The following is a 15,289-nucleotide window of genomic DNA, read 5'->3' on the forward strand; positions in this document are numbered from 1 at the left end:
CCACGAAGGCCTGGTGAGACACCGTCACCCACCTGACTACCGGTCGACTTCAACCCGACCGGCAGACTTCGATCGACGTCTGCCGGTCGAGTTGAGGTTCGGCAGTCGGGATCTGGGCGCTTCTCAGGGCGCGGACCCTTTAAGACCCTCACGACCGCCGGTTCACCGGTCGCGGGTACTTCAGGTGTGAGGAGCGGAAGCCGCCGGGCTGAGTAGCGACGAAGGAGCGTATCGAAGTCGACGAGCCTCGAAGGCCTGGTGTGTCGCAACCACCCGGCGGAGCACCGCCCGGCCGCTATGGTCGAGTCGTGTTGCGGGTAACGAATCTGACGAAGGATTTCGGGAGTCAGCGCGCGGTCGACGACCTCACCTTCGAGGTGGGGCCGGGGCGGGTCACCGGCTTCCTGGGACCCAATGGCGCCGGTAAGTCGACGACGATGCGCATGATGCTCGGACTCGACCGCCCGACCTCGGGGACCGCGACGATCAACGGCGTGCCGTACCGCGAGCTCGACCATCCGCTGCGCCAGGTCGGCGCACTGCTCGATGCACACTGGGTCCACCCCAACCGCAGTGCGCGTTCGCATCTGCGGTGGCTGGCGGCGAGCAACCGGATTCCGAGGTCCCGGGTGGACGAGGTGCTCGAGATCGTCGGGTTGGCGTCGGTGGCCCGGAAGCGCGCCGGAGGGTTCTCGCTCGGTATGTCGCAGCGGCTCGGGCTCGCGGGTGCGCTGCTCGGCGATCCGCACACCCTGTTGTTCGACGAACCGGTCAACGGCCTCGATCCCGAGGGGATCGTGTGGATTCGGGGTTTCATGCGGCAGTTGGCCGCCGAGGGACGCACCGTACTCGTCTCCAGTCACCTGTTGACCGAGATGTCGCTCACCGCAGACCATCTCGTCGTCATCGGGCGCGGGCGTCTGATCGCCGACTGTTCGGTCGGTGAGTTCACCGGCCGGGCCCGACAGTCGGTGCGGGTGCGCGGGCCCGAACTCGAGAAGCTGCACACCGCACTGGAAGAGGCCGGCCTCGCACCGGCGCCCGGCGCACCCGATGCCGCGGGACGGCCGGTGATGCGGGTGCCCGACACCACGACCGACCGCGTCGGGGACATCGCCGCCGCGGCAGGCGTGACGCTGCACGAGCTCGCCGCCGAATCGGCCTCGCTGGAGGAGGTGTTCATGTCGATGACCGCACACGCCGTCGACTATCACGGGGGTGACGGCTTCCGGTCCGTGGAACCCGGGCCCGGCGGCCAGGGCGGTCACGGCGGTCGGGGCGCCCCGGGAGGGAGTCGGTGATGATCGGCCAGGCACTCGCGGCGGTCGACGCCGAACGCATCAAGCTGTCCAGCACCCGGGCCCCGTACTGGTGTCTGGCGATGGTGGTCGTGTTCGGCCTCGGTGTCGCGGTACTTCTCGGTTGGCTGTTGTCCGGCGGTTATGCCGACTCGACGTCGGTCGACACCCGCACCATCGACTACCTGGTGGGCGTCAACCAGTTCGGGGTCGCGGTTTTCGCGATCGTGGCGGTTCTCGGCGTCACCACCGAGTACCGGTTCGGCACCATCCGGCCCACCTTCGCCGCGGTACCCCGGCGGCCGCTCGTGATCCTCGCGAAGACAGTCGTGTTCGGCGGGCTCACCCTCGTGGTGGCCGCGATCGTGGGTCTGCTCGGGGTTGTCCTGGGGCAGGCGCTCACGGGTAACGGCATCGCGCTCGGTGGCCCGGACACGGTACGGCAACTGTGGGGCACTCCGGTTTTCGCGATGCTGTGCGCACTGATCGGGCTGTCGGTGGGTGCTCTCGTACGGCACTCCGCGGGCGCGGTGGCGATCGTGCTGGGATGGATGTTCGCGTTCGAACGCATCCTCTCGGTGCTCCCGCGCATCGGGGAGAACATCACGCCCTTCCTGCCGTTCCTCAACGGGTGGAACTTCCTGTCCGGCGGCGACAGCGCCTTCCACTGGAACGCGTACGGCTCGTTGGCGTACTTCGCGGCGGTCACCGTGGTCCTCCTGACGACCGCGATATTCGTGACCAGCGCGCGGGATGCGTGACACGCGAAGCAATAACCCTCTCGTGCAGCGTGTTCAACGCCCGCGATCAGGATTCAGACACTCGATGACCTCGTCGTCGTCGACCTGACCGAAGTCGTCGTAGGAGAGTCCGACCGCCTCGAACGGCTCCGGCATGGTCAGCACGATGACCTCGTCGACGCCCCGATCGATGAGCCGGCCCACCGAATCAGACGGTGCCGTGGGCACGGCCACGATCAATCGTGCCGCACCGGCCGCATCCATCGCGTCGACGGCCACCGCCATCGTCGAACCGGTGGCGAGACCGTCGTCGACCAGGACCACGACGCGGTCCTCGACATCGACCGGTGGCCGTCCGCCGCGGTAGAGCTCCTCCCGGTCGTGCAGGATGCGACGTTCCCGGTCGGCGACCGCGTCGAACTCGGCTCGCGAGACACCCAGCCGACGGGGCACGTCGTCGTTGACCACGAGATGGCCGGCGGTGAGAGCGCCCATCGCGAACTCCTCGTGCCCCGGTGCGCCGATCTTGCGCACGACGAGGGCATCGAGGTCGCCGCCTGTCGCTTTGGCCACCTCGCGGGCCACGGGGACCCCGCCGCGCGCCAGGCCGATGATCACCGGCCTGGCGCCGCGGGTGTCCTCCCGGGTCCGCAGGACCTCGGCGACCCGGGCGCCGAGAGCACGTCCGGCCGCGACTCGGTCGGAGAAGACGCGGCCGGACATGGTGGTGTCCTCAGATGTGCACGGCGGGACCGACCTCGAGCTTGAAGCTCGGCAGATCGGCCAGTCCGACGGTGGCCTCGTAGGTGCGGTCGTAACCGGTGGAGCTGATGCGCCAACCATTTTCGGTCCGCCGGTAGGTGTCCTCGTAGAAAGCGGCCCCGATAAGCATGAACGAGAACTCGGCGACGATCACACGGTCCTGCAGATACCAACGGCCGCGGGCGGTGTCGCCGGAGACCTCGATCTCGGGGTGGTTCACGCGGTGCTCAGTGATGACGGCGGGACCGACGTTGGCCTCCATGTATCCGACGAGCTCGTCCCGGTTGCCGAAAGACAGGCTCGCGCCGTAGTTTCCGGTCACGTCCTCGGTGAGTGTCGACGCGAACGTCGTCCAGTCCTTGGTGTCGAGTGCCCTCAGGTACCGGTACTTGAGGTTCTCGATCTCACGGAGGTCTTCGCTGTGGTTGTTCACTTGTTCCTCGTTCCGGGCAGAACGCCGGCATCGAGCACGGCCTTGACGATCGGGCGGGTTCGTTCGAGCAACTCGGAGTTGCCCGCCCACAAGGACTCTCCGGCGGCGTCGGTGGTCGCCTCGATGTCGTCGTAGACTGCGGCGCCCTGCGCCGTGAGTCGATGGCCGTCGTCGACCCGCTCGGCCAGGCCGGCCTCCACCAGTCGGTCGATGCTGTCCTCCCAGTCCTGTTCGGCGTAGCCGCGCGTGAGCAGCACGACGCGCTTGCCCATCACCCGGCGCTTCACCGACGGATCGGGCAGCTGCGCCTCGTGGAAGACCGCGGCGTCGAAGCCGTTGAGTCCGTGCAGGACGAGAGCGGCGATGTGGTTGTCGCCCCGCCACTCCCGGAGGACGGCGATCGCCTGCCACAGTCGCAGGCGAGGTGTGTCCGGCGTCGGCGCCGACGCCCACGCCGCAGCGAGGGGACGACCGCCGAGCGGTAGGTCGGTGGCGAGTCGGGTGTACTCAGCGGCGAGTTCGTCGAGGAGGGCGTCGTCGGCGGAGTCGCCGAGGATCTGCCGCAGGGAATCGTCGAGCATCGCGTGGCGGCGTTCGTGGACCCGGTCGAGGCCGGCGTCGACCGCGGAGTTCCACGACTTGGCGACCAGGTAGGGGTTGAAGTTGTAGAACGCGGCGGAGACGACCGGTGCGGCGCAGGGGCCGAGGGGAGCTCCGCGTGCGCCCACGTAGAAGGCGTGACCGTCGAGACCGGTGTCCTCTTGTGCGGAGCGGAGTCCCGGGTTGAAGTACGCAAGGATGTGGAACGGCTCGAGGGTCTCGTAGGCGAGGCGGGAGAGCGACTCTGTCGCTGTGGTCGTCATCACCCCACCTTCTCCACCGGCGGAACGGGTGTCAACCACTTCGCGACGATGGACGCCCGCGATCAGCTGTGGCGCGAGTCCCGGCTACCGACGGATCGATGGTCCGACTCGGGAGCTTCGGGACGCGGCCCGGACTCGTCGGCGCGAGCGCCGGGATCGTCCGGGTCGCTGCGGAACTCCGCTTCGAACTCGTCGCGGTCGAACTCCTCGGGGTCGAACTCCTCGGAACCCAGTTCTTCGGAAACCGACTCATCGGACTCGGAGCCCTCCGGCTCCTCACGCCCGCGACGCCAGCCTCCCTTCATCGGCGGTGCCTCGCCGAGATGATCGGGGTCGACCGAGCCGTACCAGGCCACCAGCACGGCGCCGATGACGGCGCCGACGAAGCCGAGGATGGCGAGCCAGCCGAGGCCGGGCTTGGCCGTGTCCTCGAGGAACACGACGCCGACCAGGCTCGGTCCGGCGGTCTCGCCGACCACCAGTACGGCGGTGACGCCGTTGACGGCACCGAGCTGGAGCGCAACGGTCTGGATGTAGAAGCCGACCGCGCCGGCCGCGGCGATGGTCCACGCCGCCGGGTCGGTCAGCAGGGCGACCGGATCGAACGGGTCGACCCCGTCGAGGATGCGGACCGCGATGGCGATGATGCCGAACAGCAGACCAGCGGCGGCGCCACCGACGATGGCGCCGGCGGCCGAACCCAGGTTGTAGACGGCGACGAGCGCGAAGGCGCACAGCGCGACGGTGGCGAGGAACAGACCCCAGTGGAAACCGACCTCTTCACCGCCGCCGGTGTGGTGCGACGAGGAGACACCGAGCAGGCACAGCGACATCACGACGAGCCAGATGGCGACCCATTCGCGGGTGTGCAGGGCGATGTTGAGGATGATCGTGCCGAGGAGGGCGGTGACGACGAGGTTCGCCGACACGATGGTCTGCGACAGGAAGAGCGGCAGGAAACGCGCGGCGAGTGCGCCGCCGGCGAAACCGAAGACGACCATCGTGGTGCCGAGGATGAAGGCGGGATCGACGAAGGTCGACATCGTCGAGGAGATGGTGGGTGCACCGTTCTCGTTGGTGATGCCCTTGCCCTCTTCGGCGGCGGCCGCGGCGACACGACGCGCGCCGAGCGCACGCAGTACCGTCGACATCCCGTAGGCGACAGCGGCAAGGCATGCCGCGATGACGCCGACCACGAACAGTTGCATGCCTCCTCCAACTCGGTCCGTCGACCCCGGTTCTCGAGGCCATCCGGGCCGTCGCCCGATCCGACTGCCTGCCACCACAGGCCCGACCGGCACAAAGGTGCGGTCGTGCGGAAACTAACAGGACGAACCGACAGACCGGTACCGAATATTCCCGCAGTGTCCGATTCCATTCAACAGGCGGAGGAGCCGACGTGGCGCGTCAGGGTCCGGGGCACCCCCTAGACTCGGTCGGGTGGACAGCGCCGGACGAGCTCATGTACTGATCACCTTCGGTCGGTCGTTCCTCTCACTGGAACTCGCACGACTCATGGCCGCGGGTGGTCATCGCGTGACGACCGTCGACTCGGTACCCGTCGCCATCAGCAGATTCTCCAACGCCGTGGGCGAATTCCACCGTGTTCCGCCGCCGAAGTTCGAGCCGCTCGAATACTGCCGTGCCCTCGCGCGGATCGTCGAGGAGAACGACGTCGACATGGTGATCCCGGTGCACGAGGAAACCGACATCATCGCGATGCTCGCCGAATTGTTCCCGCCGACGTGTCGGCTCTTCCTCTCCGATTTCGACATCGAGAACCGGCTGCACCACAAGTACGAATTCCAAGAACTTCTCGTCGAACTCGGAATCCCCACCCGCAAGTTCGCGCGGGTCGCCGGACCCGAGGACGCGGGTTCGCTCGACTTCGACAAGCCCTTCGCACTCAAGCGGTGTTACTCGCGCGGTTCGCAGAAGGTGCACAAGGTGCAGCCGGGGGATCCGCTCACCTGGCTCGAACACGACGAGCAGAACCCGTGGGTCGCGCAGGAGTGGGTGTCGGGCGACAAATACTGCACCTACTCGGTGTGCCACGAGGGCCGGATCTACGCGCACGCCACCTATCCGGTCGACTACGCCATCGACGGCAGCTCATGCCTGAACTTCCGGTCCGTCGACCATCCGCGTATCCAGGCGTGGGTCGCCGACATCGTCAAGCGCGTCAACTTCACCGGGCAGATCGGCTTCGACTTCATCGAGGACGGGCCGGACAAGGATCTGTTCTGCATCGAGTGCAATCCACGTGCGACGAGCGGCATCATGATGTTCTCCCCGGAGGACGGCGTGGATCGTGCCTTCCTCGGCACCTCGGACCCCGATGCCGAGATCATCACGCCCGCACCCGGTGTCGACAAGATGATCGGGCTCGGCATGATGCTCTACGGATGGCGCGCGCCGTCCCGCAAGGGTCGGTCGTTCCGACAGTTCGCGCGCGACTTCCGCGGCGCGTCGGACGTGATCACCCGGTCCGGAGACCAGAAGCCGGCGGTCCTGCTCCCGCTCGCCTACGCGGGCATCCTCCGCAGCTGCGTGAAGTACCGGGTCGGGCTCGCCGAGGGCTTCATGCACGACCACGAGTGGGACGGTCTGCGGATCAGCCTCTGAATCCGGTCATCGACGGCGGTTCCGCTCGATGTCCTCCAGATGTGCGACACGATCTCTTGACCTGGCGGCGTAGACTCGAAACCTAGCACCACCTGCGGCGATGGGTCACGTGAGCGGGGTTCGGTGTGGGGGAAACGTGCTCGAGGGGGCTCGCTATGTACACATCCAAGATCACTCGTCGTCTGACCGTCGGGATCACCACTGTCGCCGCGGCAGGGGCACTCGCATTCGCCGGTGCGCCGATGGCCGCAGCGGCGCCGGTGGAGGCGCAACCCGTCGTGGGCTCCGTGGCGCTCTGCTTCGGTGTCCCGTTGGGTTCGCTGTCGTTCAACATCTGCATCTGACGGCACGACGATCGCGTCCCGGGGGCCGATGGTCCCCGGGGCGTGGCAATTCCGTGCCGCTGACGTGCGGAAGTCCTGCTCGGGCAGTGATTCCGGACGTACGATTCACCGATGACGTCGACGACGCCCGAGGTTGACACCGGTACGGCACCGGCACGCGCGCGTGCCATCCTCGTCGCACTGATCCTCGTTGCGGGCGTGGCCAACATCAATCTCGCGGTGGCCAACGTCGCGTTGCCGGACATCGGCAAGGATCTCGACGCCAGTTCGACGCAACTCAACCTCATTGCGGTCGGGTATTCGCTGGGTCTCGCCGCGTCGGTGTTGTACTTCGGTGCGCTCGGAGATCGCCACGGCCGCAAGCGAATGCTCGTGTTCGGCATGGCGCTGTCGATTCCGTCGTCGCTGGTGGCCGGTTTCGCGCCGAACGTCGAGGTCCTGTTCGGTGCCCGTCTGGTCGGCGGTATCGCGGCCGGGTTGGCCTTCCCGACGACCCTCGCGGTGATCACCGCGCTGTGGTCGGGGCCGAAGCGCACCCGGGCGATCGCCGCCTGGTCGGCGTTCGGCGGCGCGATCTCCGCTCTCGGCCCGGTGATGTCGGGTGGTCTGCTGGAGGTGTTCGACTGGCATTCGGTGTTCCTGGTGACCCTGCCGCTGGCGGTCCTCGCGCTGGCGGCGGCGTGGTGGCTGGTGCCCGACGACACCGGTGACGAGGCAGCGGTCGTCGACAACCTCGGCGGCATCGTCTCGATCGTGATGGTCGGGGCGCTGGTCCTCGCGATCAACTTCGCGCCCAACAGCGATCAACGACTGCAGGTCTACATCCTCGCCGCGATCGCGGTCGTCGCCGGCGCCGGATTCGTGTGGCGCCAACTCCGCGTGCGTGTTCCGCTCTTCGATCTCCGCATCGCGTCCCGTCGGACCTTCTGGGTCGCGGCGCTCGGCGGACTCATCGTCTTCGGCACGCTCATGGGCGCGATGTTCATCGGCCAGCAGTACATGCAGAACGTGCTCGGTTACTCGACACTCGCCGCGGGTGCGACGATCCTGCCGGCCGCCGGAGCGATGGTCGTCGTCGCGCCGCGGTCAGCCGAACTGGTGCACAGCATGGGATCTCGGTTCACCCTGCTGTCCGGGTACGCCTTCATCGTGCTCGGGCTGGTGTTCGCCATGCTCACCTGGGACGAGCACGCCCACTTCTGGCACGTCGGGCTCGTCTACGTCCTCGTCGGCATCGGCGTGGGCCTGGCCGGCACTCCGGCGTCGCAGTCGCTCACCGGGTCGGTGCCCGTCCAACGCGCGGGCATGGCGTCGAGCATGTCGGACCTGCAACGCGACCTCGGCGGAGCGGTCCTGCAGTCGACGCTCGGCGCGATCCTGACGGCCGGTTACGCCAACCAGTTGCGGGAGACGATCGCGAACTCCCCGCAGGCGAGTCAGGTCACCGAACAGACCGAGGCGGCGCTGACCAAGTCCTTCTCCAGCGCAGAGATCCTCGCCGAGCGTTATCCGCAGTACGCCGATCAGATCATCGGCGCCGCCCGGGACGCCTTCGTGCACGGGGACAACCGCGCCTACGGCGCCGCCGCGGCGATTGTGCTGGTGGGCGCGGCCATCGTGTTCTTCTTCTACCCGGATCACGACGACGAGCGCGCGGCCATGGCCGAGTACGCGAAACAGCACAGCCTCTGAGGTGTTCCCGGCCGGTGCGGGAAATCGTAGGGAAAGTGAGCACGCCCGTGTTCTCATTGAGTCATGGAGCGGATACCGACTGATCTGGTGAATCCCGATCTGGCCGTGCAGCGATATGGGAAGGCCGGACGGGTCTGGCTCGACCAGATGTGGCTCGCCGACCCGCTCGCCGACGCGGTGGCGGCGGACTCGCATCCGGGCGGGTCGACGACCTCGGTGCTCCGACAGGCGCTCACCTCCGGGATCTCCTCGCTCGACGAGTCCACCGAGTCGATGCGGGCCCTGTTCGCCTTTCTCGACGACGAGCCGGCCTGGGTCGACCACGATCGGATGGCCCGGGCCGCGGATGCGCTCATCGTGAACACCGCACCGCTCGGCATCGTCCTGGGCGCGGCCTCACTGGTGCGCGGTGCGGGAAACACGATCGCCGCCAAACCCCTTGCGATCACCGGACGCTATGTGTCACAACCGGCGTTGCGGTCGGTGGAGGTCGGGGAGTGGCTGAGTCAGGTGATCACCCCGGGCGGGATGCGCCGCGACGGAGGCGGTTTCGCCTACACCGTGCGGGTCCGCATGATTCATGCGCACGTACGCCAGATGCTGTGGAAGCGCGGGGACTGGGACGAGAAATCCTGGGGTGTACCGATTCCGCAGCCGTACATGGCCTTCACGATCGCCGAGTTCGGCCATATCGCGATCGACGCGATGCACACCCTCGGAGTCCGGTTCACCGACCGCGAGCTCGACGACATCTACCATCTCTGGCGTTACGTCGGCCATGTCGTCGGCATGAGTCCCGAGCTCAATCCGCGGTGCGCGGCCGATCATGTCCGCATCGAGGAGCTGTACCGCCTGACGTCACCGGGACCGGGGCCCGACGATCACGACTTCGTGGTCGCGCTCACCGAGGACTACCTCGTCCCCGAGCTCGCCAACGTACTGCCCGGCCCGCGAATCCTGCGAGACCGGTTGGCCACCAACCTCATGTACGGGTTGCAGCGGGTGTTCATCGGCGACCACGACGCCGATGCCCTGGGCATCCCGGACGGGAAGGCCAAACACGTTCTCGGTCGGGTCGGCCCGGTTCTCGCGCTCGCCGGATCGGCGCAGCGAGTCGGTGGCGCTCGGCGCGCTCGTCGTCGGGTCGAGAAGGCCTACCGCGTGCGCGAGGCCGAGATGGCCCGGATGCGCGACGACTACCAGGTCACCCACGGCCTGGTCGATGCGGCCGCCGACTCCGCATCGTCGGGCCAGCCCCCGGCCGACGGTTCGACCGCTCAGCCGCCGAATGCGCCTGCCGCGGTGACGTCCTCGGTCAGGCAGTAACCGATCGAGGCGGGCTGCGCGAAGGTCCACTTCGTCTGATCATCCGGGCAGCTGATCGACCCGTCACCGCGGCTGACCGTCTTGGCGATGACCGTGTTCTCGACCGGGGAGGCGCCACATTCGACCTCGCGGTAGTCCGCGAGCTTCCCGCCGTTGATCGGGATCTGGTAGCAGGTGTCGGTCGCGAAATTCGGTGTCATGCACAGTTTCTGGTCGCCACCGGCAAAGGTGAGGGTCGAGGTGTAGTCGGCGGTGCATTCCGAGTCGGACGCCACCTTGTCGGCGGCGAAGAAGGTGAGGCCCTCGGTGCCCTCGCAGTCCTCCTTGGTGGCCTTCACCTTGCCCTCGCCGGCCTCCTCGCCGATCTGCAGGCACTCGCCGACGTCGATGTCGGAGGCTTCCTCGACGGTCTGGGAGCCGATGCTGAAGCTGCAGGCCGCGAGGGCGCTGAAGCCCAGACAGGCGACGATGACGGTGGCACGCCGGCCGATCTGCCACAGCGGGCGTCGGGGGCCGGGAATCGGACCGATCTGCGCGTGGTTCATCTGCGCGTTCTCGAGGTGGACGGTGTCGGGCTGGGTGTTCTGCGGGCGGGACATACGGTTTCCTCTCCTGGGCGGTCATCGTCCGGGATGCCGGAGGCGGTCGACCGCGGGGGTTCGTGTGACAGGAGAAAGAATCGCCCGGTCCGCTTGCGGGGAACTTGGGGTCGACTTGTCCGGGTCTTGGACCGTCTTGGACCGTCTTGGACCGGATTGGACCGTCACGGCCGGAGCCGCCGGGCAGAGTCTTCGTCGGCGTGTCAGCGCTGTTCGAGCGACGCGTCGAGTGCCTGGAGCTGTTCCGGCCGGACGTCGCGGAGCACGGCCATGGTGGCGGTGACGGCGAGGTCACAGGCCTCGTCGATGCCGGCGCCGTCGACGATGAGCGCACGATGCGCGACGTCGAGGCTCATGCCGAGCAGCAGCGACGCGAGGGTGTCCGCGCTGGCGGCGATCCCGGCGCCGCTCTCGGCGTAGTTCTTCCGCAGTCGTGCGGAGATCCTCGGTTCGAGTGCGGCGTACAGGCGCCGGTTGCCTTGGCCCTCGCTGTGCCCCATGAGGACCCGCAGGCCTGCGGGGTGGTTCCGGGCGTAGTCGAACAGGGATTGCACCGAGTAGCGGGCTCGCGCCCCGTACGGCATGTCCTCGCTCTCGTCGTAGACGCGGAACATGAACGAGGTGAAGGTGTCGAGCTCGCGGCTGATCACGCGGGCGACGAGCTCGTCGCGCGACCCGAAATGCGCGTAGAGCGTCACCCGGGTGGTGCCACCCCGTTCGGCGATCGCGGTCATCGTCGCGCTATCGGCGCCGACCTCGGCGATCACCTCGCAGGCCGCATCGAGCAGTTGATCGTCGGTCGGGCGATTCCGGGTGCTGCGCGCCCGGCGTTCGTGCCCGGCATGTCCTCCGGCGGACCGTCCGGTCCCCGGGACAGATCGGCCGTCAGCGTTCGGATCGGCGGCGTCCGGATCGTCAGCGTTCGGATCGGTGACCACGGCGTCCCCGGATTCGTCGGTGGTGGCGTTCGTCGTGTCCGGTCTCAGGAGGCCTGTTCCTCTATGGTGCGACCGAAGTACGCGGCCTCCACCTTGTCCCGTCGGCTACGAAGTTCGGTGGCACTCGCCGACAGGGCCACCCGGCCGTGATGGAGGACGATCGCCGAGTCCGCGATCCCGAGGGCGAGGTCGATGTGCTGCTCGACGAGGACCACGGCCATCTGGTGTTCGTCGGCGAACGAGCGGAGCCGCGGGAGCAGATCCTGCACGGCGACCGGAGACAGGCCGAGACTCATCTCGTCGATGAGCAGAACCCGCGGACGCGCGAGCAATGCCTTGGCCAGGGCGAGCATCTGTTGCTCACCGCCGGAGAGGTTGCCGCAATGGCGCGAGCGCATGGTCTTGAGCTTCGGGAAGTACCCGAAGACCGTATCGAGGTCGGTTCCGTTCTTGCGCTTGGCCAATCGCAGGTTGTCCGAGACCGACAGCTTGTGGAAGAGGCCGCGGGTGTCGGGGACCAGGGTCACGCCGCGGCGGGCGTTGCGTTCGATGTGATGGTCGATCGGCTCCCCGAGCGCGGTCACGGAGCCCGACATCAGCGGAAGGGCGCCGACGGTGGCGAGCAGGGTGGTCGTCTTGCCTGCGCCGTTCGGTCCGAGCAGGGCCAGGATCTCCCCGGCGCGGACCGAGGCACTCAGGCCGCGCACGGCCGGCACCCCGCCGTAACCGACGGTGATGTCGTCGAGTTCGAGGACGGGGGTGGCCGAGGAGGCGTCGGACGGCGTGCTCATCGGTTCTCCTCGGACGAGGTCGGTTCGGTTTCGGTTGCCAGATCTGTTGATTCGATGAATGTCCCGGACGCGTCGAGTTCGGCGACCGCATCCGGGTCCACCTCCGGGCTGCCCAGGTACGCGGAGATCACCGCCGGATCGTCCTGGATGGCCGCGGGTGTGCCACTGGCGATGACCTTCCCGAAGTCGAGCACGTAGAGGCGGTCGCAGACGTCGAGGACCAGCGACATGTCATGGTCGATGAGGAGGATGCCGATGCCGGTGGCGGCGATGCGACGCAGTTCGGCACCGAAGTCGCGGCTCTCGTGGGTGTCGAGGCCGGCCGCGGGCTCGTCGAGGAGGACGAGTCGGGTCCCGCCGACCAGGGCCCGGGCCACGCCCACCAGTTTCTGTTGTCCCAGGGTGAGTTCGCCGGGAAGCTGATCGGCGGCGTCGCGCAGACCGACGAGATCGAGTGCGTGGTCGATGGTCTCGGCAGGCGGCCGTGAGCCGTTGATCACGTCCGACAACATCGCGCGCAGGCCGACGGGTTGAACGGCGACGGCAAGGTTCTGGGAGACGGTGAGGTCGGTGAACAACTCGCCGGCCTGCCAGGTGCGTGCCATCCCCGCCCGCCGCCGACGGTGCGGGGAGGACTTCTCCAGGCGTTCACCGGCCAGCGACACGGCGCCCGTGGCCTTGGTGAATCCGGTGACGGCGTCGACGAAGGTGGTCTTGCCCGCACCGTTGGGACCGATCAGGCCGACGATCTCTCCGGCGCCGACCGTGATGTCGACGTCGGAGTTGGCGCTGACACCGCCGTAGCGGACGGAGAGTCCATCGGTTCGGAGCAGGGTGGTCCGTTCCAGGACGGTCGACTCAGACATGGGCACCTGCCTCTGCGCTCTGCGCCGCGCCGGGCGCCTCGGGTTGGGGCTCCGGTTCTCGGCGGTGCCGGAGGGTCCGGATGCGCTCACCGAGTTCCGACGCCGCGCCGGCCACGCCGACGGGGTTCATCACCGCCATCAGCAGGAGGCTGCCTGCGGCGATGAGTTCGTAGTACTCGCCGAAACTCAGTGTCTGGGTGAGGAACACATAGCCGACGCCGAGGGGGCCGATGATGCCCGCGATGACGGCACCGGCGAACGAGGTGATGCCGCCGACGTAGGTCATCGCCAGCAGGGTCAGGCCGATCATGACGGTGAACGAGCCGGCCGAGAGCTGGCCGCGGCTGTAACCGATGAGGCAACCACCGATGCCGGCGAGGAAGGCCGACAGAGCGAAACCGAGGAGTTTGGTTGCGGCGACGTTGATCCCGACCGATGCGGCCGCGCGCTCGTTGGAACGGACCGCCAGGAACGCGCGGCCGGTCGAGCCGCCCATGAACCGCAGGACCACGAGGGTGGCGATCGCGACGACGACGAGAACCATCAGCGCGAACCGCAGGGTGACGAGGTTGGTGCCGTCGCGAACACCGAGGTCGATGCCGAAGAGGGTCGGGTCGGCGATCATGTTGCCCTCGAACGCGGTGATGGCCGGGTTGTTGAACACGAAGCTCTGGATCGCCAGCGCCGCGGCCAGGGTCACCACCGCGAGCTGCGCGCCGCGGATGCGGAGCGCCGGGACGCCGACCAGCACGCCGAGGCCGGTCGCGATCAGCGCGGCGAACAGCATGCTGAACGGGAACGGCACATTCCAGTTGGTGGTCAGCTTCGACAGCGCGAAACCGGCGGCACCGGCAAATGCCATGGACGCCAACGATATCTGACCGAGGTAGCCGGTCAACAGGACCAGCGAGAGCGCGATGAGCGAGAGGATCACCGAGGTGACCACGCCGAACCGCCAGGTACCGGTGGTGAGCAGGATGGCGATGACGACGGCCGCGATGATCGCCACCGTCGGGACGACCCGGATACGGGGTATGCGCACCGCCGGCATGCGGACCTCGCCGAGCGAACCACGCGACGGGATACGTCCGCCGAGAAGGAACAGCGCGACCACCACGATGACGAAGGGCACGGCGTCGCCGAGGCCGGCCTGCGCCCACTCCGGCCACCAGGTCTTGGTGGCGAGCCACGAGATGACCGACTGGAAGGCGCCGAGTACAAGACCTGCCGCGCAGGCGATCCCGAAGGAGGTGAGCCGGCCGACGAGGGCGACGGCGAGCGCCGGGATGACGAAGAAGGTGTAGCTGGTGACGGTCAGGCCGATGGTGAACGAGGCCAGCACGACGATGAGGCCGGTGGCCGCGCCGGTGATGACCCACACGACGGCGGCGAGGCGGTCGGGGGAGTAACCCGACAGGCGGGCGGCCAGTTCGTCCTCGGAACCTGCGCGCGTCGCGACGCCGAGTGTGGTGAGACGGAAGTAGGCCCACAGCAGCAGGGATACCGCGATGGCGACGCCGGCGAGGATCAGGTCGGAGACGTTGACGACGGCACCGGCGATCTCCACGGTGTTCTCGGGCAGGATCGATTGCGCGAAAAGGTTTTCCGTGTCGAACCGCAGCTGGACGAGAGCCTGCAGGAACAGCATGAGCCCGACGGATGCGACAACCTGTGCCAGCACGGGCGCGTGTCGTAGGGGTCGGAAGACGAGAACGTGGGCGAGCAGCGCCCAGACCACCGCACTGACCACGCCGAGGACCAGCGCGAGTTCCATCGACGTGGGGTCGTCCTCACTGCCGAGACTCAGCGTGCCGATGGGCAGGACGAGGCTGCCGTCGGTGCGCAGCGCGGCGACGAGGTAGACCGAGTAGAGGCCGATGGCGCCCTGGGCGAAGTTGATGATGCCGGTGGCGGCGTAGATGCCGACCAGGGACGAGGCGAGTACCGAGTAGATGGCACCCGCGGCTAGCCCGAGGAAGGCGAACTGGAGGAATTGGCCCATGTGGCAACTC

General features: G+C 67.9%; 15 protein-coding genes. 6 read left to right on the forward strand and 9 right to left on the reverse strand.

All coding sequences use genetic code 11. The annotated features are described in order from the left end of the window. The first annotated feature begins 308 nt into the window (after positions 1-308). Positions 309-1,301, forward strand: coding sequence for an ABC transporter ATP-binding protein (locus LQD00_RS13600; RefSeq protein WP_232717726.1), 993 nt, complete (start codon positions 309-311; stop codon positions 1,299-1,301). Further along, the gene (locus tag LQD00_RS13605) at positions 1,301-2,059 is read left to right on the forward strand and encodes an ABC transporter permease (RefSeq protein ID WP_232717727.1); all 759 of its coding nucleotides are present in this window, start codon (positions 1,301-1,303) and stop codon (positions 2,057-2,059) included. Before LQD00_RS13600 ends, LQD00_RS13605 begins: the two co-directional genes overlap by 1 nt. 33 nt (positions 2,060-2,092) lie before the next feature. Here the strand turns inward: LQD00_RS13605 and LQD00_RS13610 are convergent, their stop codons facing one another. The 4 genes from LQD00_RS13610 to LQD00_RS13625 form a co-directional block, all read right to left on the reverse strand. Further along, complete coding sequence (locus tag LQD00_RS13610) at positions 2,093-2,761, reverse strand: phosphoribosyltransferase (RefSeq protein WP_232717728.1); 669 nt, start codon at positions 2,759-2,761, stop codon at positions 2,093-2,095. A gap of 10 nt (positions 2,762-2,771) precedes the next feature. Next, complete coding sequence (locus tag LQD00_RS13615) at positions 2,772-3,233, reverse strand: nuclear transport factor 2 family protein (protein ID WP_232717729.1); 462 nt, start codon at positions 3,231-3,233, stop codon at positions 2,772-2,774. Next, on the reverse strand, positions 3,230-4,096 hold the full coding sequence (locus LQD00_RS13620; RefSeq protein ID WP_232717730.1) for an SCO6745 family protein: 867 nt from the start codon (positions 4,094-4,096) through the stop codon (positions 3,230-3,232). Before LQD00_RS13620 ends, LQD00_RS13615 begins: the two co-directional genes overlap by 4 nt. A 62-nt stretch (positions 4,097-4,158) precedes the next feature. Continuing rightward, positions 4,159-5,304, reverse strand: coding sequence for a DMT family transporter (locus tag LQD00_RS13625; protein ID WP_232717731.1), 1,146 nt, complete (start codon positions 5,302-5,304; stop codon positions 4,159-4,161). A 232-nt stretch (positions 5,305-5,536) separates the two neighbouring features. On the opposite strand from LQD00_RS13625, the gene LQD00_RS13630 reads away from it, so the two are divergent. The 4 genes from LQD00_RS13630 to LQD00_RS13645 all read left to right on the forward strand — a co-directional run bounded on the left by LQD00_RS13630 (position 5,537) and on the right by LQD00_RS13645 (position 10,083). Beyond that, positions 5,537-6,721 (forward strand): ATP-grasp domain-containing protein, encoded by a 1,185-nt coding sequence (locus LQD00_RS13630; protein WP_232717732.1) that lies wholly within the window; start codon positions 5,537-5,539, stop codon positions 6,719-6,721. Between the two features lie 155 nt (positions 6,722-6,876). Next, the gene (locus LQD00_RS13635) at positions 6,877-7,065 is read left to right on the forward strand and encodes a hypothetical protein (RefSeq protein WP_232717733.1); all 189 of its coding nucleotides are present in this window, start codon (positions 6,877-6,879) and stop codon (positions 7,063-7,065) included. 111 nt (positions 7,066-7,176) lie between these two features. Further along, on the forward strand, positions 7,177-8,757 hold the full coding sequence (locus LQD00_RS13640; RefSeq protein WP_232717734.1) for an MFS transporter: 1,581 nt from the start codon (positions 7,177-7,179) through the stop codon (positions 8,755-8,757). Positions 8,758-8,820: 63 nt separating this feature from the next. Continuing rightward, positions 8,821-10,083: an oxygenase MpaB family protein gene (locus LQD00_RS13645; RefSeq protein WP_232717735.1), complete on the forward strand. Its 1,263-nt coding sequence runs from the start codon at positions 8,821-8,823 to the stop codon at positions 10,081-10,083. On the opposite strand, the gene LQD00_RS13650 is transcribed toward LQD00_RS13645, so the two are convergent. The 5 genes from LQD00_RS13650 to LQD00_RS13670 all read right to left on the reverse strand — a co-directional run bounded on the left by LQD00_RS13650 (position 10,035) and on the right by LQD00_RS13670 (position 15,279). Then, positions 10,035-10,682, reverse strand: coding sequence for a pyridine nucleotide-disulfide oxidoreductase (locus LQD00_RS13650; RefSeq protein ID WP_232717736.1), 648 nt, complete (start codon positions 10,680-10,682; stop codon positions 10,035-10,037). The two genes, LQD00_RS13645 and LQD00_RS13650, sit on opposite strands and share 49 nt — an antisense overlap. 203 nt (positions 10,683-10,885) lie before the next feature. Then, entirely contained in the window at positions 10,886-11,620 is a 735-nt protein-coding gene (locus LQD00_RS13655; RefSeq protein ID WP_232717737.1) for a TetR/AcrR family transcriptional regulator, read from the reverse strand. A gap of 44 nt (positions 11,621-11,664) precedes the next feature. Further along, the gene (locus tag LQD00_RS13660; RefSeq protein WP_232717738.1) at positions 11,665-12,411 is read right to left on the reverse strand and encodes an ABC transporter ATP-binding protein; all 747 of its coding nucleotides are present in this window, start codon (positions 12,409-12,411) and stop codon (positions 11,665-11,667) included. Then, complete coding sequence (locus tag LQD00_RS13665) at positions 12,408-13,277, reverse strand: ABC transporter ATP-binding protein (RefSeq protein ID WP_232717739.1); 870 nt, start codon at positions 13,275-13,277, stop codon at positions 12,408-12,410. The genes LQD00_RS13660 and LQD00_RS13665 overlap by 4 nt, the downstream gene beginning before the upstream one ends. Beyond that, complete coding sequence (locus LQD00_RS13670; protein ID WP_232717740.1) at positions 13,270-15,279, reverse strand: ABC transporter permease; 2,010 nt, start codon at positions 15,277-15,279, stop codon at positions 13,270-13,272. Before LQD00_RS13670 ends, LQD00_RS13665 begins: the two co-directional genes overlap by 8 nt. Positions 15,280-15,289 lie beyond the last annotated feature (10 nt).

Source organism: Gordonia metallireducens (assembly GCF_021245825.1).
Lineage (GTDB): Bacteria > Actinomycetota > Actinomycetes > Mycobacteriales > Mycobacteriaceae > Gordonia > Gordonia namibiensis.

Bases quoted from the DNA above. Each gene is read 5' to 3' on its own strand.
- LQD00_RS13605 (WP_232717727.1), top strand. From the start codon at position 1,301: ATGATCGGCCAGGCACTCGCGGCGGTCGACGCCGAACGCATCAAGCTG.
- LQD00_RS13610 (WP_232717728.1), bottom strand. From the start codon at position 2,761: ATGTCCGGCCGCGTCTTCTCCGACCGAGTCGCGGCCGGACGTGCTCTC.
- LQD00_RS13620 (WP_232717730.1), bottom strand. From the start codon at position 4,096: ATGACGACCACAGCGACAGAGTCGCTCTCCCGCCTCGCCTACGAGACC.
- LQD00_RS13625 (WP_232717731.1), bottom strand. From the start codon at position 5,304: ATGCAACTGTTCGTGGTCGGCGTCATCGCGGCATGCCTTGCCGCTGTC.
- LQD00_RS13635 (WP_232717733.1), top strand. From the start codon at position 6,877: ATGTACACATCCAAGATCACTCGTCGTCTGACCGTCGGGATCACCACT.
- LQD00_RS13640 (WP_232717734.1), top strand. From the start codon at position 7,177: ATGACGTCGACGACGCCCGAGGTTGACACCGGTACGGCACCGGCACGC.
- LQD00_RS13645 (WP_232717735.1), top strand. From the start codon at position 8,821: ATGGAGCGGATACCGACTGATCTGGTGAATCCCGATCTGGCCGTGCAG.
- LQD00_RS13650 (WP_232717736.1), bottom strand. From the start codon at position 10,682: ATGTCCCGCCCGCAGAACACCCAGCCCGACACCGTCCACCTCGAGAAC.
- LQD00_RS13660 (WP_232717738.1), bottom strand. From the start codon at position 12,411: ATGAGCACGCCGTCCGACGCCTCCTCGGCCACCCCCGTCCTCGAACTC.
- LQD00_RS13665 (WP_232717739.1), bottom strand. From the start codon at position 13,277: ATGTCTGAGTCGACCGTCCTGGAACGGACCACCCTGCTCCGAACCGAT.
- LQD00_RS13670 (WP_232717740.1), bottom strand. From the start codon at position 15,279: ATGGGCCAATTCCTCCAGTTCGCCTTCCTCGGGCTAGCCGCGGGTGCC.